25 protein-coding genes are annotated in these 21,477 nt (G+C 35.8%); 11 read left to right on the forward strand and 14 right to left on the reverse strand.

The genetic code is table 11. The features are described 5' to 3' along the window. Positions 1-30: 30 nt before the first annotated feature. Positions 31-1,047: an asparaginase gene (locus MUW56_RS15170; protein ID WP_292013965.1), complete on the reverse strand. Its 1,017-nt coding sequence runs from the start codon at positions 1,045-1,047 to the stop codon at positions 31-33. Positions 1,048-1,128: 81 nt separating this feature from the next. Here MUW56_RS15170 and MUW56_RS15175 point away from each other — a divergent pair, with 81 nt between their 5' ends. The 3 genes from MUW56_RS15175 to MUW56_RS15185 are packed head-to-tail and all read left to right on the forward strand — an operon-like array spanning position 1,129 to position 3,091. After that, the gene (locus MUW56_RS15175; protein ID WP_292013966.1) at positions 1,129-1,794 is read left to right on the forward strand and encodes an RNA methyltransferase; all 666 of its coding nucleotides are present in this window, start codon (positions 1,129-1,131) and stop codon (positions 1,792-1,794) included. A gap of 11 nt (positions 1,795-1,805) precedes the next feature. After that, positions 1,806-2,237: a hypothetical protein gene (locus MUW56_RS15180; RefSeq protein WP_292013967.1), complete on the forward strand. Its 432-nt coding sequence runs from the start codon at positions 1,806-1,808 to the stop codon at positions 2,235-2,237. Further along, positions 2,237-3,091 carry a hypothetical protein gene (locus MUW56_RS15185; protein ID WP_292013968.1) on the forward strand — a complete coding sequence of 285 codons (855 nt, stop codon included), beginning with the start codon at positions 2,237-2,239 and terminating at the stop codon, positions 3,089-3,091. The genes MUW56_RS15180 and MUW56_RS15185 overlap by 1 nt, the downstream gene beginning before the upstream one ends. Here MUW56_RS15185 and MUW56_RS15190 read toward each other — a convergent pair. Beyond that, the gene (locus tag MUW56_RS15190) at positions 3,088-3,783 is read right to left on the reverse strand and encodes a 16S rRNA (uracil(1498)-N(3))-methyltransferase (protein ID WP_292013969.1); all 696 of its coding nucleotides are present in this window, start codon (positions 3,781-3,783) and stop codon (positions 3,088-3,090) included. The two genes, MUW56_RS15185 and MUW56_RS15190, sit on opposite strands and share 4 nt — an antisense overlap. Positions 3,784-4,016: 233 nt before the next feature. Further along, a complete protein-coding gene (tsaD, locus tag MUW56_RS15195) occupies positions 4,017-5,033 on the reverse strand; it encodes a tRNA (adenosine(37)-N6)-threonylcarbamoyltransferase complex transferase subunit TsaD (RefSeq protein WP_292013970.1) in 1,017 nt (338 codons plus the stop codon). A 4-nt stretch (positions 5,034-5,037) separates the two neighbouring features. On the opposite strand from tsaD, the gene MUW56_RS15200 reads away from it, so the two are divergent. The 3 genes from MUW56_RS15200 (at position 5,038) to MUW56_RS15210 (ending at position 10,880) form a co-directional block, all read left to right on the forward strand. After that, positions 5,038-9,828 (forward strand): translocation/assembly module TamB, encoded by a 4,791-nt coding sequence (locus tag MUW56_RS15200; protein WP_292013971.1) that lies wholly within the window; start codon positions 5,038-5,040, stop codon positions 9,826-9,828. Positions 9,829-9,962: 134 nt separating this feature from the next. Continuing rightward, entirely contained in the window at positions 9,963-10,433 is a 471-nt protein-coding gene (locus MUW56_RS15205; protein ID WP_034682046.1) for an AsnC family transcriptional regulator, read from the forward strand. Between the two features lie 69 nt (positions 10,434-10,502). Further along, a complete protein-coding gene (locus MUW56_RS15210) occupies positions 10,503-10,880 on the forward strand; it encodes a hypothetical protein (RefSeq protein WP_292013972.1) in 378 nt (125 codons plus the stop codon). Between the two features lie 146 nt (positions 10,881-11,026). Here MUW56_RS15210 and MUW56_RS15215 read toward each other — a convergent pair whose 3' ends face one another. From MUW56_RS15215 to MUW56_RS15240, 6 genes are all read right to left on the reverse strand, one after another. Continuing rightward, entirely contained in the window at positions 11,027-11,833 is an 807-nt protein-coding gene (locus MUW56_RS15215) for a GLPGLI family protein (protein WP_292013973.1), read from the reverse strand. 47 nt (positions 11,834-11,880) lie between these two features. Next, positions 11,881-12,465 carry a grasp-with-spasm system SPASM domain peptide maturase gene (gwsS, locus tag MUW56_RS15220; protein ID WP_367118567.1) on the reverse strand — a complete coding sequence of 195 codons (585 nt, stop codon included), beginning with the start codon at positions 12,463-12,465 and terminating at the stop codon, positions 11,881-11,883. Continuing rightward, a complete protein-coding gene (locus tag MUW56_RS15225; RefSeq protein ID WP_292013974.1) occupies positions 12,434-12,961 on the reverse strand; it encodes a hypothetical protein in 528 nt (175 codons plus the stop codon). The genes gwsS and MUW56_RS15225 overlap by 32 nt, the downstream gene beginning before the upstream one ends. A 326-nt stretch (positions 12,962-13,287) precedes the next feature. Then, the gene (gene gwsG / locus MUW56_RS15230; protein WP_292013975.1) at positions 13,288-14,037 is read right to left on the reverse strand and encodes a grasp-with-spasm system ATP-grasp peptide maturase; all 750 of its coding nucleotides are present in this window, start codon (positions 14,035-14,037) and stop codon (positions 13,288-13,290) included. Then, on the reverse strand, positions 14,034-14,930 hold the full coding sequence (locus MUW56_RS15235; protein WP_292013976.1) for a hypothetical protein: 897 nt from the start codon (positions 14,928-14,930) through the stop codon (positions 14,034-14,036). Before MUW56_RS15235 ends, gwsG begins: the two co-directional genes overlap by 4 nt. A gap of 109 nt (positions 14,931-15,039) precedes the next feature. Then, positions 15,040-15,225: a TIGR04139 family peptide modification target gene (locus MUW56_RS15240; RefSeq protein ID WP_292013977.1), complete on the reverse strand. Its 186-nt coding sequence runs from the start codon at positions 15,223-15,225 to the stop codon at positions 15,040-15,042. Positions 15,226-15,478: 253 nt separating this feature from the next. Here MUW56_RS15240 and MUW56_RS15245 point away from each other — a divergent pair, with 253 nt between their 5' ends. Continuing rightward, positions 15,479-15,844 (forward strand): helix-turn-helix transcriptional regulator, encoded by a 366-nt coding sequence (locus tag MUW56_RS15245; RefSeq protein ID WP_292013978.1) that lies wholly within the window; start codon positions 15,479-15,481, stop codon positions 15,842-15,844. Between the two features lie 3 nt (positions 15,845-15,847). Here MUW56_RS15245 and MUW56_RS15250 read toward each other — a convergent pair whose 3' ends face one another. Together MUW56_RS15250 and MUW56_RS15255 are read right to left on the reverse strand one after the other, a co-directional pair. Continuing rightward, entirely contained in the window at positions 15,848-16,057 is a 210-nt protein-coding gene (locus MUW56_RS15250) for a hypothetical protein (protein WP_292013979.1), read from the reverse strand. Then, positions 16,035-16,328: a hypothetical protein gene (locus tag MUW56_RS15255; protein WP_292013980.1), complete on the reverse strand. Its 294-nt coding sequence runs from the start codon at positions 16,326-16,328 to the stop codon at positions 16,035-16,037. The genes MUW56_RS15250 and MUW56_RS15255 overlap by 23 nt, the downstream gene beginning before the upstream one ends. A 235-nt stretch (positions 16,329-16,563) precedes the next feature. Here MUW56_RS15255 and MUW56_RS15260 point away from each other — a divergent pair, with 235 nt between their 5' ends. The 4 genes from MUW56_RS15260 to MUW56_RS15275 all read left to right on the forward strand — a co-directional run bounded on the left by MUW56_RS15260 (position 16,564) and on the right by MUW56_RS15275 (position 18,699). Further along, positions 16,564-17,064 (forward strand): hypothetical protein, encoded by a 501-nt coding sequence (locus tag MUW56_RS15260; protein WP_292013981.1) that lies wholly within the window; start codon positions 16,564-16,566, stop codon positions 17,062-17,064. Next, the gene (locus MUW56_RS15265; RefSeq protein ID WP_292013982.1) at positions 17,061-17,843 is read left to right on the forward strand and encodes a DUF1829 domain-containing protein; all 783 of its coding nucleotides are present in this window, start codon (positions 17,061-17,063) and stop codon (positions 17,841-17,843) included. Before MUW56_RS15260 ends, MUW56_RS15265 begins: the two co-directional genes overlap by 4 nt. 225 nt (positions 17,844-18,068) lie before the next feature. Then, entirely contained in the window at positions 18,069-18,221 is a 153-nt protein-coding gene (locus MUW56_RS15270; protein ID WP_292013983.1) for a hypothetical protein, read from the forward strand. After that, positions 18,199-18,699 carry a hypothetical protein gene (locus MUW56_RS15275; protein WP_292013984.1) on the forward strand — a complete coding sequence of 167 codons (501 nt, stop codon included), beginning with the start codon at positions 18,199-18,201 and terminating at the stop codon, positions 18,697-18,699. The genes MUW56_RS15270 and MUW56_RS15275 overlap by 23 nt, the downstream gene beginning before the upstream one ends. A 166-nt stretch (positions 18,700-18,865) precedes the next feature. On the opposite strand, the gene MUW56_RS15280 is transcribed toward MUW56_RS15275, so the two are convergent. The 3 genes from MUW56_RS15280 to MUW56_RS15290 all read right to left on the reverse strand — a co-directional run bounded on the left by MUW56_RS15280 (position 18,866) and on the right by MUW56_RS15290 (position 21,329). Beyond that, entirely contained in the window at positions 18,866-19,813 is a 948-nt protein-coding gene (locus tag MUW56_RS15280) for a transketolase family protein (RefSeq protein WP_292013985.1), read from the reverse strand. Positions 19,814-19,844: 31 nt separating this feature from the next. Beyond that, positions 19,845-20,696 (reverse strand): transketolase, encoded by an 852-nt coding sequence (locus MUW56_RS15285; protein ID WP_292013986.1) that lies wholly within the window; start codon positions 20,694-20,696, stop codon positions 19,845-19,847. A 111-nt stretch (positions 20,697-20,807) separates the two neighbouring features. Continuing rightward, entirely contained in the window at positions 20,808-21,329 is a 522-nt protein-coding gene (locus tag MUW56_RS15290) for a hypothetical protein (protein ID WP_292013987.1), read from the reverse strand. Between the last annotated feature and the right edge of the window lie 148 nt (positions 21,330-21,477).

The following is a 21,477-nucleotide window of genomic DNA, read 5'->3' on the forward strand; positions in this document are numbered from 1 at the left end:
TTTTCTTGAATATCCAAATTATTATTGCAATTAATCTGTAATTTCTCCACAAAGACTTCTGGTGAAGTTGTCTGCAAAGCTTCCTGAATAGGTGGGATTGTCTATAAGATGCATCGCTTTAGTAATCGCCGTTTCAGCGGTCATATCCCTTCCGCTGATGGCTCCTATTCTTGAGAAAATATTACTGTTCTCATATTTTCCAAAGGAGATACCTCCTGAGATACACTGGCTTACCACCACGATTTCTGTTCCGTTATTTCTGATTTCCTGAAGTGTCTCCTGGGTCTTTTCACTGCTGAAAATAGTTCCCGAGCCAAAAACCTGCAGGATAAGAACTTTCATTTTGGGAATTTCCCTGAAGTGGCTCAGATGCATTCCCGGAAATATTCTCCAGAACAAAATATCTTCAGAAATATGCTCGTCAACATGGAATTCCACCTCCTGGCCACACCGGAAAAGATTATCTTTTAGAATATTTAAATGTACTCCGGATTGTCCCAGAATAGGGTAGTTCGGACTGGCATAGGCATCAAAATACTCTGCAGAATATTTCAATGTTCTGTTTCCTCTTAATAATTTATATTCAAAGTAGATGGCTACCTCCTGGATAACGGCTTCGTCATTTTCGTAAAGACTGGCGTAGTAGAGACTTGTCAGAAGATTTTCCTTGGCATCAGTCCTCAGATCTCCGATAGGAAGTTGAGAGCCGGTCATAATCACCGGTTTTCTCAGCCCTTTCAGCATAAAGCTTAACGCTGAAGCGGTATATGACATCGTATCTGTTCCGTGAAGAATAAGGAATCCATCATAGTCTTCATAATTCTTGTAGATATAATTGGCTATAATTCTCCATTCCTCAGGCCCCATGTCCGAAGAATCCAGGGGTTTGGCAAAAGGATGTACAAAAACTTCACATTCCATGAGCTTCATTTCAGGCATCTTTTCAAATATATTGCCAAAATCAAAGGCGCGGAGACTACCGGTTTCATAATCTTTTTCCATACCGATGGTTCCTCCGGTATAGATAAGCAGGACTTTTCGTTTCATGTACTATTTTTAATTAAGAATTTGAGCCTGACTAAGGTTCATAGCCCAAAATTACGTTAATTTGCAAAGATTTGAAAATGAATGAAAGATTTAGCACAAACTTTTGAGTATTTAAAGCAATTTTTAACAGAAGAAAGGCTGGCGAAAATTGAACATTTCTCCCAGGAAAGTTCTGATTTTGTGCTTCCTGTGATGGATGATGTGTATCAGTTCAGAAATGCCGCAGCCATTATAAGATCAGTGGAAGCCTGCGGTTTTCATAAGGTGATTGCAATGGAAGAAGAAAATGTCTTTAATCCTAATCTTACCGTAACAAAAGGTGCAGAAACATGGGTAGAGGTTGAAAAAATGCCCAAGAATATCTCATCCTTACAGCAGATTAAAGACAGAGGCTATAAAATCCTGGCCGTTTCTCTGGAGAAAAATGCAAAGATGCTTCCCGAATATGATGTGACAGAACCGATTGCTCTTGTTTTCGGAACGGAACTGGAGGGGGTTTCTGAGGAAGTAATCGATTTTGCAGATGAAACGCTGGCTATCCCCATGTATGGTTTTACAAAAAGTTTCAACGTTTCTGTAGCCGCTGGAATCTGTATGTATGAGCTGAAACAGAAATTGATGAAGTCAGGTATTGATTATAAACTGGATAACCGGAAGCTTATGGAAATGAAGATACGATGGGCTGTAAATTCGATCAGAAGCGGAAAGGAGATTTATGCAAAATACCTGAAAGATCACCATTTGTAATAATAGAACAGATGAAGAAATATACCATCTATTTATTCTTTTTTTCTATCATTATGTCTTTGGTCAGTCTTGCAATTAAAGAGCAAGGCTATAAGGAAATATATCCTTTTGCCAGCTGGAAGCTGTTTACAGTTCCCAGCGGAGGCGAGGCTTTTGCTGAAAGATATAAACTTTACGGAATTAAAAATCAGGATACTGTAAGGATCCTGAATACTTCTGTTGAAAGGTATGAAGCCAATGATGAAGAGTCGATTGTCAATACCTATGGCGGCATGATTGAAAAAAATGAAAATAAAACAGCCAATGTGAACAAGCTTTTGGTTTTTGCAAAGGATATCAGACCGGAATTTAAAGAATATTTGCTGTATAAAGAAATTTACAAGCCTCAGCAGATAGGTGAAAAAAAGATGGAAATCAATAAAAAACTAATTACTAAACTGTAATGAAGTACCCTCAGCTTACCGTATTCAACTATAAAATTGCTTATTACGCTTTAAGAATATTCACCATATACTGGCTGGTCGTTCAGTATTTGAAGTTTACTGAACTCGGAAAAAGACCAAAGGAAATCTATGAGCCTGTTTTCTGGCTGGAAAAAGTAATATTCCCCGAATTCCCGGGAGCATTCTTGTCTGCAGGGCTTATTGTGTCTTGCGGAATATTGGTTATTGCTTCCGCTTTCAGGCCATCTTACATCATGAATATCCTGATTTTTCTATTGACGGCGCTGATTAACCTGCCCTTGTCAGCCAATTTTGGAGTTCACCATGATAATCATCTTATTATATTGGCTTATTTCTTAAGTATCTTTTTACTGCCTAAAGATATGGAAGATAAAGATTATAAACTCGTTCAGTACTTTTACCTGGGGATTTTAGCAACCTACACGTTGGCCGGGCTGGGTAAGTTTTTAGGAACGGCTAAAAATATCATTAAACATACGGCTAAACTTACCTGGCTGGATAAAAATGCTGCCAAGCTGAATACCTACGACAGTTACTGGACTGCAGATATGATAATCCCCGAATGGATGAAAGAAATTTATATTCATGAAAATTTCTGGGTACTCCTTACCGTTGTGGGAATTTTCCTGCAGTTTTCCTGTTTTTTAGGCGCTTTTAATAGAAAATTACTTACCTTTTTCATGGTGTTTCTCTATATATTCCATACTTATACCGCGAAATTTGTACTGGCAGATTTTGAGAACACGAACTATCTTCTGATTGTGCTTTTCTTTCCCTACCATATCCTGCTTCCACTTTTTAAACGTAAGGAAGCTGTAAAAGTAAAAAATTAAATCATTTTATTGTAGTTCCATGCAGCAACGAATACTCCTGCCGTTTCTGTTCTGAGTCTCTGGCGGCCAAGAGAAACCGCTTTTATTTTATGGTCTGACAGGTATCCGATCTCTTTTTCGGAGAAATCACCTTCAGGGCCGATCAGGAATGTGTAATTGCCGGATGGTGGTATCCTGTTGAGGTCAATTCTTTCAAGATTCTCATGACAGTGGGCCACAAAAGTATTTTCCGGATCCGTATTTTTTAGAAAATCAGATAATTTTACCGCATCATTGATCAGAGGGAAGTGAAACCTTAAACTCTGCTTGGAAGCGGCAATGCTTTGTTTCCTGATTTTGTCAATATTGATATTTTTACGTTCAGTCTTTTCCGTTAAGATAATGCTGATCTCAGCGATTCCCATTTCTACAGCCTTTTCCACAAAAAATTCTATTCTGTCAATATTCTTTGTCGGGGCAATAGCAATATGAAGTTTAGGGTTGAAATCTGCTAAATTTTCTTTAATCTCAGAAATTTCAATACCCGCTTTTTTCCCTTCTATCACTAGTTTTCCGGAAGCCAGGCTCCCTTTTCCGTCGGTCACATGGATTTCCTCTCCTGCCTTCATGCGGAGAACTTTTACAATATGCTGCTGTTCATCATCATTGATGGTGACTAGATTATTTTCTATTTGTCCGTAGAATAGTTTCATAATGGCAAAGAAAGGGAAAAGGCAAAGAATGCAAATACTTACATGCCGCCTTGTCCTCTGTTATTTTTAAAGTTTTATGTAATGAATTCAATTGATAAATAATATTTTCAGCCTCTATACTTAATTCATAATTTTCATCATCTAAAAACAGATCATTTGAAATTAGTAATACAGCTGCTAAGAGAAATAGTTATAAATCTTGATTTTTTTTCCGTACTTCTTGATCCCTTTTCCTACAAATCATACTTCGCTGTAGCCGTAGTCCTAAGGTCGGTAAATTCACCTCTTTCAAACTTTAGCTGTGCTACCATAGCAATCATGGCTGCATTGTCCGTGGTGTATTCGAACTTCGGAATGTAGATATTCCAGCCCAGTTTTTCTTTATTATCCTCCATTGCTTTCCTTAGTGCTGAATTGGCAGACACTCCACCCGCAATGGCCACTTCATGGATGTTAAGCTCTCTGGCAGCCTTTTCAAGCTTATTCATTAGAATTTCAATAATGGACCTTTGTACGGAAGCACAGAGGTCATTAAGGTTTTCCTTGATGAAATCAGGGTTTTTTCTAACTTCTTTCTGGATAAAGTATAAAACCGAAGTTTTGATGCCGCTGAAAGAATAATCGTAGTTTTCCATCTTTGGCTTATTGAATGTAAACGCATCCGGATTTCCTTCTTTGGCAAGCCTGTCGATAATAGGGCCGGCAGGATAATCGAGGTCAAAGAGCTTTCCGATCTTATCAAAAGCTTCTCCTGCGGCGTCATCGATGGTTTTTCCGATGATCTCCATGTCAAAATAATCTTTTACCAATACAATCATGGTATGCCCTCCGCTTACGGTAAGACATAGGAAAGGAAAGGTAGGCGGCACAGGATTTGCATCCTCAATGAAATGGGCTAAAATGTGGGCTTGGAGGTGGTTTACTTCAATCAGTGGGACATTAAGGCTCATTGCCAAAGACTTAGCAAATGATGTTCCTACAAGAAGTGAACCCAAAAGTCCGGGTCCGCGTGTAAATCCTATAGCTGAAATTGCATTTTGTTGTATATTTGCTTTAGTAAGAGATTTTTCAACAACGGGAATAATATTTTGCTGATGAGCTCGTGAAGCCAATTCAGGAACTACACCACCATATTCTTTATGGATGGCCTGATTCGCGGCAATGTTTGAAAGAATAGAATTCCCCTTGATGATAGCTGCTGAGGTGTCGTCGCAAGACGATTCAATACCTAAAATTATAGAGTCGCTCATAATAATGGCAAAGTTAGAGAATAATAACGAGAATGAGAATAAAAAATCAGTAGCTGAAAACCTAGGGGATCAGGTACAGAAGACTGTTGAAAATGTGGAGGGAAAAGTTCGGGAGACTGTAAAGGAAGCGTCTGAGCTGGCTTCAGATGCTATTCATCATCCTGTAGAAACCGCTGAAGAATTCGGTAAACAGGCTATGAAAGATGTCACCAGCTATACCTGGTGGGCAAAGCTCCTTCTTATTCTTTTCTGGTTGGCGGTTGTTCTTGTAGGAGGAATACTGATCACGATTAATCTTCCGGTAACCAAGCAATGGGCGGCAGATCAGGCATTACAGATTGTCAATAAAGACTTTAAAGCCGGTTTTTCTACAGAAAGTGTAGATGTGAACTATTTCGGAGATGTCACCATAAAAGGATTGAAAGTTAAAGATTATAAAGGGCTTGAATTTATTAAAGCCCGTGAATTTCGTGCAGATTCAGACTGGATTTCTCTTGCCGTAAATGCTATTTCAGGAAAAAGCAATTCTTTAAGTTTTAATGCCCTGACTTTAGTGAATGCTGATATAAAAGTAATTACCTATAAAGGGGACAGTATTTCTAACTTCGTCCGATTTACAGAACTTTTTGATAACGGAAAAAAGAGAGATCCAAAGAAACCTCCTTTTGAGCTGAACTCCAGGGTGCAGATTATTGATTCTAAAGTTTCCATCGTCAATCAGAATTCTCCGGGAGAACCTGGAAAATGGCTTACCGCAACGAAATTTAATTTAAAAGCACCTAACGTTAAAGTTAACGGCCCCAATATCTCTGCCCTTATCAACAACATGTCATTTGTGACTTCAAGATGGGGGAAATCCCATTTTGTGGATACTTTTTCAACCGAACTGTCTTTAACCAAGCAGTTTTTATCATTAAAAGACCTGACCTTAAATACGGATCATACCTTACTTCAGGGAGATATCAAATTCAATCTTCATGATGGTTCATGGGCCGATTTTGCCGATAGAGTGCGCTGGGATATGAATATTGAGCAGGGAAGCCAGGTAAGCGGATATGATATCAGTTACTTTGTGACGAACTGGGATAACAATAAGCCGTTCAATCTTTCCGGAAAAATGACCGGTCCATTGAATAAATTCCACCTGGAAAATTTCCTGATCAGGAACCCTGATGTGAATATTGCTACAAAGACCATGAAAGTAGATCGTCTGCTGAAAGGGAATTTTTCCATCGAAACAAAAGAACTTTCTGCTGATTTTACCTATAAAGATTTAAAAGCAATGATGCCTTCATTTATTTCCAAAAAGATGAAGAACTTTGCGGATGATTTTGGAAAGCTGAAATACAACGGGACAGCCAAAGTTACCCCGGACCAGGTGTATGTGGAGAGCGGTCATTTACTGACGGGAATCGGGCAGGCCAAAATATCAAAACTGTCACTCACAGCCTACAGTACGGCAATGCCTAAATATTCCGGTTATGTGGATGTAAAGGATCTTAATACTTCCGTGATCACAAAAAATAAAACGGTAGGTTTAATTTCCGGAAAATTTGATCTTAACGGCCAAAGTTTTGATGTCAATACGATGCGTCTGACGACCAAATCTCAGATTGCCAGCATTGAAATTATGGATAAAGTGATCAATAACCTGTACCTTGACGGAATGTTGGATCATAAAAAATATAACGGCCTTATTACGGTTGATGACGAGCAGGCAAAAGCAACGGTAAAGGGACTTATTGATTTCAGTACCTCTAAAGTAGCCATGGATGTAAATGCAGATGTACGCTACCTGAACATGAATTATTTTACCAATAAGCCCGGAAGCCAGATAGTGAGCGGGCAGGTTGAAGGTAAAATGTCTATGTCTTCAATCAATGACCTGACCTTAGATGTGAATGCCAATAATCTTCAGTTTGCTACCGCGACTCAAAAATATACAGTTCCTAATGCCAGATTAAAAACTTTTGTCGATGCCAGCGGCCGTATGATTGATGTAGATGCGCCGGGAGCTGCTACCGGTAAGATTTCGGGAAGATACAGTCTTGCAGATCTTGCCGGGATGGTAGAGAACGGAGTCGGTAAGATACTGGTAGGCCCGCCGCCAAGAAAACTGTACAGAGGTCAGAATTTTACATTGAATTTTGATGTACAGCAAGGGCTGGTCAATTATTTTTTACCGGATCTGAAGCTTCCCAATGGAGCAAAAGTGGAAGGTGAATATGATGGAAATTCTAATAACCTGATTCTCAATGTGGATGCTGCTTCTTTAAAATATATCATGACCAAGGAAGAGCAAATCACAGATGCTGATAAAGCTTTGGCAGCTTCCAATCCTGACTATAAGATTAATGACAGGAAGAGTATGAGCAGAGACAGTGCCTTGGTGGACAGTGTCAAGGTGAGAATTAATACGGCTGACCTTAACCAGCAGCTGTATGCAAAAATAACAAGACTACAGTACAATAAAAATGTCATTAAGGACTTTGAACTTAAAGGGCATAATGAAAACAATAATACACTGCATTTATCCACTGTATTTAAGCATGGAAGTCCTGAAGATGAGACCGACGATAAGCTTAAGGAATATGCGATCAATGTAGATCAGTCTACAGATGCTGCAGGGGATTATGTTTTCAGGTTTGAACCTACAGAGGTAAAGTTCAATGAAGTGACCTGGGCGATAGATACAAGCCCGGAACTTAATCATTCTATTACGTACAGAAAGAAAACCGGGGATTTTGATATCAGGAACCTGAGGGTATATTCTGATAAGAGTGCCCTGTTTATCAAAGAAGCCCAGTTTAAGTCTGCCAAAGATTTCTATGTAGACGCTGACATTAATGATTTTGCCATAGAAAAACTTCTGGACATGCAGTCCGGAGGAAACGGCATGGATATCAAGGGGCTGGCCAACGGAAGTGTGAAGATCAAAATGGATAAAAGCACTTTGCAGCCTTTGGTAGATCTTACCGTCGACGATATTAAGATGAATGGCAATGATATGGGAGATATTACCATTTCTGCCACCAACGGGTTCTCATTGAACGTGTATGATATTGATGTAAAGGTAAATTCAGCAGGTGTACTTGGAAATAACAGCCTGAACCTTACGGGAACGGTTAATAACAATACCGCTTCACCGGTTATTGATCTTACGGCAGAAATGCGTGATTTTGATCTTTCCTTTACGCAGCAGTTTGTACAGACGATTTTCGGGAACCTGAGAGGTAAAGCTACCGGAGATCTTAAAATCAATGGTAAGCTTAATGATCTTGACTACAGCGGTGATATTGCCTTAAAAGACTTTGGCTTAAAACTTCTGTTTACAGGGGTAGATTACTCATTTGATGATACCGTGATTCAGCTGTCCCGTGGACTTGCTATTCTCAACAATATTGAGGTGCATGACGGAAGAACGAATTCCAAAGGGAATATCTCAGGAGCCATTCAGTTTGAAACGCTTTCTTCCATGGGGGTCAACCTGGTGATGAGAGCAGACAATCTTTTGGTTTTAAATACGACACAAAAGGATTCTGATCTTTTCTGGGGAAGAGTGTACGGACAGGGTGACCTGTATGTGGATGGGCCGGTTTCAGGATTGAGTATTACCACTCCCAATATGAAGTCGCTGAACGGAAGCACCTTTACTTTCAATTCCAGTTCTACCTCTAATGTTGAAGAATTTAAAATGCTGAGGTTCCTGAAAGAAGGAAAGGATGGTCTGATCACCCTGGAAGATAAGAAAAAGACAGGTGCCAATATGAATATCGATTTCAACCTTGCCGTTGATAAAGGCACCACTGTGAATGTTCTTATTGGAGATGATGTTGGAAATATTACCGTAAAAGGAACTGCAGATCCGCTGAAGTTCCAGATGAACAGACAGGGAAATATTGCCATGAACGGAACGTATAAAGTGGATAACGGAACTTTTGTTTCGAAAGCCATTCTTAATAAAACCTTCCAGATTGAAAAGAACAGCAGCATACGATGGGACGGGGATGCCATGAAACCGACACTGGATATTACCGCAAACTATGTGAGAATGGTATCAAATGCAGGGGAATATTTAAGCATGGGAAAACTGCAGCCAATCAGTATACTGCTGCAGGCCCATATTACCCGCTCACTGATCGATCCTAAGGTAGATCTTAATGTAACGGCTATGGATGTTTCCAGCCAGGTGAGAGAGACGCTGGCGGCAAAAATGAGTCAGGAAGGGGAGAAAGTCCTTCAGTTTGGTTCTGTATTGCTGTTGAGTACATTTAATGTATCCAATACCGGAGGGGTGGATGTAAACGTAGGAAATGTAGCTGAATCTTCAGGATATAATATGCTTCTCAAGCAGCTGGGATCTGTACTTAATACCATGAGTAATGAATTCCAGATCGATTTGAATTATGTAAAAGGAGATCAGAATGGCAATATCGGAGACCGGGCAAATGCAGGGGTAAGTGTGGCGCTTTCACCAAGAGTAAATATCAAAACCGGTTTGGGGATTCCGCTGTCAAAAACAGAGAATACACAGAGCAATTATCTCTCCGGAGAGGGATCTGTTGAATATGATCTTTCTAAAAAGAATGACGGAAGTTTAGTCTTAAGAGGATATTCCAAGCCAACCAATATCGGTATGGTAAGTACAAACGGTTCTGCTAATCAGGCCTATGGAATGGGAGTTATGTGGAGTAAAAGCTTTAATTCTTTGTTTAAAAAGAAGAAAAAAGATAAAAAAACCACTGAAGTGAAACGTGAAATAAAAACAGATTCTATAAAATCGAATAGTAAATAATTAGAATATTTTAATGATTTTTATCATCTGTGTTAATTATTGTTAATATTTGATATAATTTTTTTAGTTAAATTATTTTTTATAAATTTGCAAAAAATACATAGATTTTTTAAAGAAATTGTAATTTAACTAATATGAACTATCAACTGGACGAAATAGACAAGAAGATTCTTGATTTCTTAGTAGAGAACACAAGAATGCCTTTTACCGAAATTGCAAAGCAGATGGATGTTTCTGCTGGAACAATTCACGTAAGAGTGAAAAAGATGGAAGATGCTGGTATTATTTTGGGATCATCTCTTAACATTGATTATGGTAAGCTGGATTATCATTTTACAGCTTTCATCGGGATCCTTCTGACAAAATCTAACCGTACTCAGGAAGTATTGAAAGAATTGTCAACAATCCCTAACGTAATCGAAGCAAGCGTTATTTCAGGAAAATATAACATTTTCTGTAAAGTAAGAGCTAAGAATACGGATGATGCTAAAAGAATTATCTACCAGATAGACGACATTCAGGATGTCATGAGAACAGAGAGTATGATTTCTATGGAAGAGTACTTAAGTGACAAGAACAGACTGATCAACGCTATCTCTATATAATTCAAATTTTAAACGAATAATTATAAAAGAACTTATGAAATCTCTCATAAGTTCTTTATTTTTGTACCTATGGAAGAATACAGCTATTTTGACGAAGATCCGAAGAAAGGGTGGGGATTTGTACTGGCATTTGCTGCCTTAATGTTGTTTACGATAATGGGGCTGGGAATAGATGTGGATGAATATCTGCAGCATGAGTATCTTCAGATCCCAAGATGGTATTTTTTTATCATCTTTTCTATTGATGTCCTGATGATGGTAGGGCTGGTCCTGATGTTTTTTTATAAGAAAGTAGGGATTTTTATGTTCCCGGCATTATTGGTCCTGCATTTCTTTATGCACAACTACTACCTGTCTACCTTCCTGTACACCGATGTGACCAATCTTTTCCTTTTCACAGGATTTGGAATGCTGGCCATTATCCCGAAATGGAAATTTTTTAAATAGAAAATAATCACTGACTATAGTAGGATAACCCCATAGCTTTTAAATGCCCTTTAAAAGCTATTTTAATATGGAATATAGGCAGGAATTGCGAAAAATAGCTACTGATTTTAATTTGTATAATACTGTCGCTGTTTCATGATTCATTCTCACTGATATTCAATTTTATGATTAAGTTCTATTGGGTTATTATTTTTTCTAATATCTTCTTGCTGGTCTTTATTCATTTGCCTGATATCAAAATCAATAACATTTCCGTGTGCATCTTGCATAACAACCTTTTTCGCATTTCTGATTTTTTGTTCGATTTCAGCATTGGGATTTTGATAATAGGATTTTGCTAATTGATCATATTTATTCCAATCAATAACTATTGATTTTAGTCTGGCATCAAATAAATTTGCAAATTTTTTAGTTTGTACTAATTCGAAATTATAATCTCCTCTGCTGTCTGTGACAGAAATAATCAATCCGGGTAAACCATTGAAAATATAAGGCCCATCATTAATAGGTATATCACCAGTAAACCATGCCGTCCATTCTCGACCTCCATAAGTGACCATAGCTTTTTGAGAATTATACATTCCGATTTTTTTCTTTTCTGACGATATTTTCCATTTTAAAGTTTCTTTTATAGGGAGACGATAGCTAAATTGGCCATTAGTAATTATTTTTGATATTTTACTATTTGACAGGTCTTTCTTTACATAGAAATGATTTTCAAAGCCGGAAGAAAGCATAGGAAAACCATTATTCATTCTCGTAGAATCTGCTTTTCGGTCCATCCTTTCCCTGAAGATCGAATGATTATCCGCATAATCTAAAATCGTCGTATTTGTAATGTATTGATCGGGGATTTGGTTGTTTAACCGATATTTCATCTCATAAATAAAGCTCATTTTTTGCCCAAAGCAAAATGAGGTCATTACTATAAAAATAAAACTTAATTTTTTCATTTTGATTGTTTTTTTAAGTTCAATTGAAGAGGGTTGAAAGAATTAAATTATTTGAATTCCTCTGCATCATAATAATGGATAACTTCTCTCTTTAAAGGATTCTCTGCCCAGTCTTTCCATTCTCCGGTATAGGGATCATATCCGCATTTCAATGGTTTTGAAAGATTAAGTCCATTGTTATTGCAATGATTTCTTTCCGTATAAGCTCTGCAATCGGTACAGACATAGCGGAATTCACAGTCTTTGCAGACCTCTATATGGTCTTTGGTGATATTCCAGTATTTTTGGAAACCGGGCTGGGTTATTGCATCTTCAAGGCTGTGGTGCTGAATATTTCCAAAGCTCTCCGGCATCAGGGGACAGTTTTTAATATTTCCGTTTTTATCAATACCTATCTTTTTATGCAGGCAGGAATTATGGTTAATTGCTTCCAGAACTTTAGGAAGATTCGTGTTAAAATATTTCAATTCCACTTTTCCGCAGGCAGATATTTTCAGATCATCTTCCAGGAAATGCAGCTTAAATCTGTATTCTTCTTTAGCTTTGAAAGGAGGTTTCGAACAATGGTAGAAAATGAGACTGTATATTCTGACTGTGTTTTTATGGAGAGCCTGTATAAAATATGGGTTTATTTCCTGATGAAAATGGGGAAAAAATTTCTATTCCTGATAAGACTGAGGTTCTAAAAGTTTTGTCAATTTCTATAAAATCCTTTGCGGTTAAGGATTTCAAACTGTAAATAACCAGATGCCTGATTCCGAGGTTTTCTATAGACGGTTTTATTTTTTTCAGTAAACCGGTGTCTTCCATTTCTATAAAAAGATCTGCTATGGTACTGGGTTCATAATATTCATAGGATAGGGACGGAAAATTCCTGTCCCAATCATTGTCAGTGATAAAACCATATTCTTTTTCCAACAAAATATTGAGATATTCCTGAAAAATTTCTTTAGATTCTTCATTATAAATTTTTATAATATCTTCTATAGAATGATTTTTTAGTTCTTCTAGTATCTCATATAGTTCTATGGGATAAAGTTCTGATATGTTCCTTTGAAGATCTGAGATAAGAATTCTGCCGGCTCCTTTAGTGACCAGTATAGTTGAGAATAGATTAAAATGTTTCATAATAACCGGTTCAGTGATTTTATGGGTTTTTCTCTTATATAAAAATTGGTCTGATATTTTTCACAATCTAAAACGTAGATAATATCACTTGTTTTTTTTAGCTTCTGATTATTGAATGTTTCAATATATTTGAAAGTAAGGGAAGCTTATTTTTTTCTTTAACTTTAATTTTCATAAATAATCAGCTATTTCTTTGTCCAGTAAATAATTGCATGTGTAGGATAAACCCAGAAATTGCCCAATCGTATTAACTTCTAAGAAATAAAATCTTTCATCTTTTCCTTTAATAAAATCCAGTGAGCCACAATTAAGGTCTAATGCCTGCATCAGAAGCTGGATTTTTCTTCAATGTCAAAAGGCAGATTATATGGAACATTTCTATTAGGTTTTTCTAAATTGTATTTTCTGAAATCTGTTTTGGTTTGCTCATCATTTTGAGAAAAAATGGCCATTGAATAGCATTTTCCATTCAGATAGAATGTCCTGATTTCAAACTCTTTATCAATCTTATCCTGAAAGAAAGTAATAAAGAACTTCTTTTTTTTCTTCCTTTTTACACTTGATGTATACATGATACCATTTAAATTTGTACTAATATCATCCAGTATCGGGTTTCCGCCGATTGTTTTTATAATGGTTTTGTTTAAGGAAACATGGTCAGTATTATCTGCTAAAAAATATTCCGGAACTTCCAAACCTATTTTCTTAGCTTGTTCCAATATCAATAATTTATTAACATCACTGTTACTTTCTTTATTGATGTGTTTTTTGGATTCAAGTGTTTTTCTTATATAATCTTCAAGCCAATGTTGTACTTCATTCATATGGGCATTAACAGAAGGATTTTCATATTTTAGACGTTTGATTTTCAGTCTACCCCTTCTGTACCATACACAAGTGATTTCTTCCAGAAAAAAGGAATTTCTTTCGCTTTCTAAAAAGATTTTTTTGTTCTCAACTTTAATGGCAAAAACTTCGTCTTCATGTACACGAATGAATTTCTTTCCCAGTTTCAGTAGCGATTTTATAATTAGAGTAGTAGTTCTTTCGTTGTTGATAGAAATAATAAGGATCATTTTTTTAAATAATCTTTTGTGATTTTAGCAGAATGTTTGAAACTTGGTATACCTATACTTTTTCTATTACGATTTGTTTTTAAAGTATCAATTACAGCAGTATAACTTGGATATACTCCATATAACATTTCTTTTTTAGCAACCTGTAGATTATGTCTGTCTACCATATTGGCGTAGTCTTTGGGTACACAATCTCCGGATTTTATGTATTCCAGCATTTTTGCTTTGAAATAAGGATATTCTTTCGAATCTATCATATGGCTGAATAGTGGATGCATAGGCATAAACACTCCATCATTTCCTATGAGTCCGATTTTTTGTATTGAAGGATAACCATAGTTTTCAAAGGTCCATTTCAATAGCTGTGCATTTATTCTGTCATTCTTTTCCATAATTTCAGGGTTTCTGCGTCCTTCGGCCTGATCTCGGATAAAAGCAATGGTAAAAGAATCCACGAGCTGTTTATTCAATCCCTTTTTCCAGTCTGCAATTTTCTGTTTCACTTCAATACTGTCTATCCCATATTTTTGATACAATGCAAAATACTTTTTATAAGAACCCTCATAGGGAGCAATAAGTGGAATAAGTTTGTAAAGACTTTTTTTTCCTCCAAAATTTTTGTGATACTGGTCAGCAAGTTTGATGTAAGTTTCATATTCTTCAATGCGATCCTGATTTTTAGGATTATATTTTTTGAATAATTTTCGGAAATGTTTTACAGCTTTTTCAGGTTGATTCGCTATACGGTAAAGGCTGTCAATTTCGTTTACTGTATTGTAATACGTAATATAGTTTATGCTTTTACTTTTGCAGGAAAAGAATATAAAATTGATAATAAATAGAAGTAGGATATACAAGGCAAGGTTTTGTTTTAAAATTGATTTTCGTTTCATCTGTGCTATCCGTTTTATTGTATTATTAAGAAGTGTCAGTTTTAATACTATCATCTGTAAAAGGAGGAGTTGCTCCTCCCTTTACAATGATATGATGTAAATCAATTTCCTAGCAGATCTCTAAAGTTGATTCAAGTTTATGATCCCTCCATGTTTCCTTATCATAACATTCTCCTTTGTTGGTTTCAACATAGTTTATGGCAGTATCGCCACCTCCATTAATGGCCTGTAGATTTTTCATTTTTTTGTTTTCCAAGGAAGAGAAGCCTCTCTTCATTCCGATTAACTTTTTCATTTTGATTGTTTTTTTAAGTTGAATAAAATCATTTGTGCCATATGAACCCTGGCATTGGGCTGAACAATTCCCACGTTTATCCCGTACTGTACACATACAGTGTAAAAATGCAGAATGTGTTTCATCAACGTTGACATTTCCAAAGCTATAAAAAATCATATCACATTGAAGTGATAATTTTTGTAATTTTTTGGTAATTCCTTTGCAAATTTTGTACAAATTTTGCATACATTTGTTACAAAACATATAAGTGATGATTCAAGAAAAATTGAGAAAACTAAGAAAGGAAAAGGGAATATCCCAAGAATCTATGGCAAAAATGTTATTTATGGACACATCAAATTATTCTCGAAAAGAAAGAGGGGAAGTGAAAATACATGAGGATGAATGGAAAAAAATATCAGAAGTTTTAGATGTTTCGACTGATGAAATAAGAGAAGATAAAGGAGCAAGCATCCATAATGAAAATTTTAATTTTCATGATAATTCTGGAAATAATGTAAACTATTACAATGTGCCTGAAGTTATGATGAAGAATACCCAAGATTACATTGAACTTTTGAAAGAACAAATTGTATTATTAAAAGAAGAAAATGAAAAACTAAAATCTCAAAAGTAATTTTTAATCTATAATTCTAAATGTTGGATTGTTTATAAAATTACTTCTACCTTGTGAAATTAACTTTCCTTCAATTTTTACATGATATCCACCGTCAAAGGCTTTTAAAGCATCACTAAATTGTTCAGGGTTTAAATTTAGTTTTGCCTTAATAGCTTTATTTTCTTCATTAATAAAGTTGAATGTAATTTCACCAACATTTCTTTTTTTCAAGATCGGGGTTCGTTTTGGCTTCTGATATCTTACCAACAAAAGTACCTATTGTTCCTTCATCTTTTGGAGTATATTTGGCTATAATATATTCTAAGGGTTGTATATAGTCTCTTGTAAAGCTAACTTCATTTGGTAAATCGCTTATTTTTTCAATATGATTTGACCAACTTACACTAATATCAATTTTATCTTTTTCACCATATTCTCCTAATTCAACTATTGATTCTAAAAAGTTAACACTTATTTTATCTGTACTTATTTGTTCTTCCAAAAAGTCATAATTTCCTATCTCTATATTTGATTTAACTTGATGTAAGGATTTGATAAATTTTTTAGTGATTGTCCTTGTTAAACTTGTAAAAGTATTATAGTAGAATTTCAGGGTGATAAAAAAACACTTTCAAGTTAATTGTCCCTTTAATTCATATCACTACAGAAATTATTTGGTGTTATGGAAAGTAGCAGCTATCTAAAAGTTTTTCTATATATTAGTAAAAACTAAAATTATGTTTTCAACGCAACATGCTGAATATCTAATCTCACTACCAAAAACTTTAAAAGACAGTAAAACAGTAGTAGACCTATCTCAAAAAAGAAACAGATTGGAATTTATTTCTCCTGATGATGAAGACCAAAAATTTTTAATTGAACTGACAAGTAATGAAAAAATTCTTTTAAAAACCTCAATACATCACCAAGAAAATAACACATACATTGGATTGTTGCGTATTGATTTCAAAGGATCTCATATGAATCCTGATTACGAATTAAATAGTTTACCTAGTTATTTAAAGCCTTTTACAGGTAAACATTTTTCTCCTGACGAACCTCATGTACACTTGTATATTGAAGGATATAGACCCCTTGCTTGGGCGATACCATTAGGCGACTATGATTTTAAAATTCAAAGTTTAAATGATAAACAAGATATTGTTGACTTATTACTTAAATTTGGAGAAAAAATAAACGTAGTTTCACCTTTAAACATAAATACCTCATTATTTTGAATTGGATAGATAACAAAATTGAACAATACTATCAATGGTTAAAAGATAGGACATATTCTCATAAAGATGAGAATAGTGACTGGTTTTTAATTAATACTCCCTATTTTGGAGCGTTTAATGATGGGATTGATATATATGTTAAGAATGAAGGTGTGAATGTTATATTATCAGATGATGGTGAAACGCTAAACAATCTTAGTTTAGTAGGTATAAATATAAATTCTTCGAAAAACAGAAGAGATTTATTAGATAGCATATTATTGAATTATGGTCTTAAATTGTCAGGTGAAGATATTATAGTACAAGGAACAGTAGATAAATTTCCGATTTTAAAACATAAACTAATATCTGCAATCTTAGAAATAAACGATTTACATTTATTATCTAAACCCAACGTGGCTTCTATATTTAAAGAAGATGTACAAACGTATTTAGATGCAATCGATATTGTTTACACCCCTGATTTTATAGCTAAAGGTCATACAGGATTAGAATTTAATTTTGATTTTCAAATTGCTAAAAAATCAGAAGAAATTGTGCTTAAATCATTTAATTCAGTAAATAAATCAAACCTTTCCAACTTTTTGTTTTCTTGGGAAGATATTAAAGAAACAAGGGAAAAAACAACCAAGAAAGAGTTTAAAGCTATTGCAATTATTAATGATTCTGATAAAACAGTCAAAGACGAATATATAGATGCATTAAAATCAAAAAATGCAGATTTTATTTTATGGTCTGAAAAGAATAGTAATGATAATATTAGAAAATTAGTAGCTTAATTTAAGAGATATTTTTACCATAATGATATACCAAAATTATTAAACAATTTTCAGTCATTAAATTTTTTGTTTCTGATGATATTATTGAATTAAAATTTGATAATTATTATTAAATTATACAAATTAAAAAATAACAGAAAACAAAAACAGCATCATTTTGATGCTGTTTTTCTTTCTATACAATTTTAATCATTAATTCCATTCAGCTTTATTACCACGAATGTAGTGCTGTCCATTTATTTTGAAGTTGATGGTAAAGAAAAGCAGCTTACCATTGGGCAGGCCCTTACTCAAAAAGGAATACAGAAAATGGTCAATGAAACAGAGGATATTATGAACATTAATAATCCGGAGAATGGACATCACAGACCGCTATAAGTTTGAAGAAAACGGAAGTGAAATAAGCTTTATGCCCAATTACAGCTGCCTGCATACTTTGACAGGGTGGCTGGCACTGGGCGTGATCGCCTTTCCTGTAATTATTTACTGCTTTATGGATAAAATATCCGGAGACCAGTTTAAAATCGTAATGGGATTATGGATAATTTACATGCTTTACTTTCTGTTTGACCTGCTTTTCAGAATTCCTGTGAAATATATTTTTGATAAATCAGAGAAGTGTATCTACAGAAAACTCTTAGTTTCCAAAAAGCTCATGAATTTTGATGAAATGACCTATTTTATCAATGATGAAAGAGGAGGATATTATTATTCAATTGGAAAAAAGAGAAATCAGTTTGTAAAAAGCTATAGGATCAGCAATTACTTTTCAGGTTCAAAAGCGTCCACCAGAAGAGAAGATGAATACATCAGAGAAATCTTACGTCCTGTTCTGATCGCTGTAGGAATTCCCTGAATCCGCCGGAACAATAATAAGCTGGGTAAAAACTGATTCGCCGGGGGCAAATCGAAGATGTTGCGGAGTGGTAATATGGGCAACAGCAACCGTTTTTTACAAATCAACCAACAAAAACCCCGGCTGGTTCGAAGAACCAGCCGGGGTTTATTAGTATTGCTAAATCTTAGTTGGCTAAAATTCTTTTTACAGCTTCTTTCACGGCTGCAGCATCTATTTTATACTTCTTCATAAGCTCAGCAGGGGTTGCAGATTCCCCGAAAGTATCGTTTACCGCTACAAATTCCTGTCTTGTAGGTCTTCTTCTTGCAAGCATTCCCGCAACAGATTCCCCTAAACCGCCAAGGTAGTTGTGCTCCTCAGCCGTTACAATTTTACCGGTTTTTTCAACAGATTTTAAAATGATCTCTTCATCCAAAGGTTTAATCGTGTGGATGTTGATCACTTCACAGGAAATTCCTTCCTTTTCAAGTTCATCAGCAGCTACAAGAGATTCCCATACAAGATGTCCTGTTGCAACGATGGTTACATCAGTACCTTCCTGTAACATGATTCCCTTTCCGATTTCGAAAGGCATATCTTCAGGAATGAATACAGGAACAGTAGGTCTGCCGAATCTTAAATATACAGGACCTTCATGCTCTGCAATAGCAATAGTGGCAGCTTTCGTCTGGTTGTAGTCGCAAGGATTGATTACCGTCATTCCAGGAAGCATTTTCATCATCCCGATATCTTCCAAAACCTGGTGGGTAGCCCCATCCTCTCCTAAGGTAAGACCCGCGTGAGATGCACAGATTTTTACATTTTTCCCGGAATAAGCAATAGACTGACGGATCTGATCGTATACCCTTGAAGTAGAGAAGTTCGCGAAAGTTCCTGTAAAAGGAATTTTTCCTGTAATACTAAGACCTGCTGCCAGACCCATCATATTTGCTTCTGCAATACCTACCTGAAAGAATCTATCCGGTGCTTTCTCAATGAATTTCTCCATTTTCAGAGAACCGATAAGGTCTGCACAAAGTGCTACAACATTAGGATTTTTGTCAGCTAGTTCTGCCAATCCGGCTCCAAATCCTGAACGAGTATCCTTTTTTTCTGTATATGTATATTTCATTTTTATTTTTTTAATCGAGAGGGTTAAGAAATTAGTAATCCGTCGGAGCTTCTAAATACAATTGTTTGAATGCCGTATTCAACTGTTCGTCATTAGGAGCTTTTCCGTGCCAAGCGTGAGAACCCATCATATAGTCAACTCCGTATCCCATTTCTGTATGAAGAATAATAGCTACAGGTTTTCCTTTTCCTGTTTCAGTTTTTGCTTTCTCAAGGATTGCGATGACAGCTTCAAGATCGTTACCGTTCTTTTCTTCTAAAACAATCCATCCGAATGCTTCAAGTTTGGCATGAAGATTTCCCAGGCTTAATACATCATCTGTATCTCCATCAATCTGACGTCCGTTGTAATCAATCGTAGAGATGATGTTGTCTACTTTTTTAGCAGCAGCATACATCAAAGCTTCCCAGATCTGACCTTCCTGAAGTTCACCATCTCCGTGAAGAGAGTAAACAAGAGACTGGTCTCCGTCTAATTTTTTGCCTTCAGCAACTCCAAGAGCTACAGAAAGTCCCTGTCCAAGAGAACCTGAAGCGATTCTGATACCTGGAAGCCCCTCATGAGTGGTTGGGTGACCCTGTAATCTTGAATCCAGTTTTCTGAAGGTGTTCAGCTCTTCTGCCGGGAAGAAATCAAATCTTGCCAAAGTAGAGTAGAAAACCGGTGAAATGTGCCCGTTTGACAAATAAAAATGATCTTCATTTTTTCCTTCCATCGTAAAAGGAAGATGATAGTTCATCACCTTTCCGTAAAGTGCGGTGAAGTATTCTGTGCAACCTAAACTTCCACCCGGGTGTCCTGAATTAACAGCATGAACCATTCTTAAAATGTCTCTTCTGATCTGTGTAGTAAGAGATTTTAACTCTTCAATACTTTTACTCATTATATCTCTGATTTATTTGCACGCGAATTTACAATTTTTTGCCGGCTTATGGAAATGCAAAAATCCGGATCTAAAATCCGGATTTTGAATTATTTAAATATTTTCCTGCTTTTAACAGCCTTCATTAAGGTAAACTGAAATCTCAGTCACGATATTATTAACAAACTTAAACGTTAATTGAGTTCCTGCCTGGCTATCTTCCAACGTAAAATAACCGGCGTCCTTAATAGGTTTCTCATTTTTATCATCCCAATCCGGGCGTACACTGAAGCTGGAATAATTTCTGTACGCATTGACCAGGTCATCTCTGGTGCTTCCAACCCCTATTCCGCTTTTGGTTTTAAACTTTTTGCTGGTGGTAGTCATATAGGTAATGGAAGGAACACTGGGATTGGCTTCATTCACGTAATGATTAAAAAGCTCGATCTGGATGGTCTCTCCATTATATTTTACCATGTTTTTTTTCTCTCCGTCTGCAATATTCAGCTTTGTACCTGCAATTTTTTCAGCTTCAGCCTTTGGCATAAAAACTTTGTAAGGCCCAATTCTTAAGGTAGAGACCTCAAAGTTTTCCTGGGCATTCATACAGCCAAATGCCAATACGAAAGTGAAAAATAGAAGTATTTTTTTCATAGTCTGTAATTCCTGTTTTTTTATTTTAATAAAGTAATATTCAAGTCCGGTTATCGGTTTCAAAGATACTCAAAATAGGCAATCCTGTGAGGCCTCCTCATCGATTATTCAGATGTGAGTGAATAAAACAGCTCTTCCTCAGCAAGAT

The organism is Chryseobacterium sp. (assembly GCF_022869225.1).
Classification (GTDB): Bacteria; Bacteroidota; Bacteroidia; order Flavobacteriales; family Weeksellaceae; genus Chryseobacterium.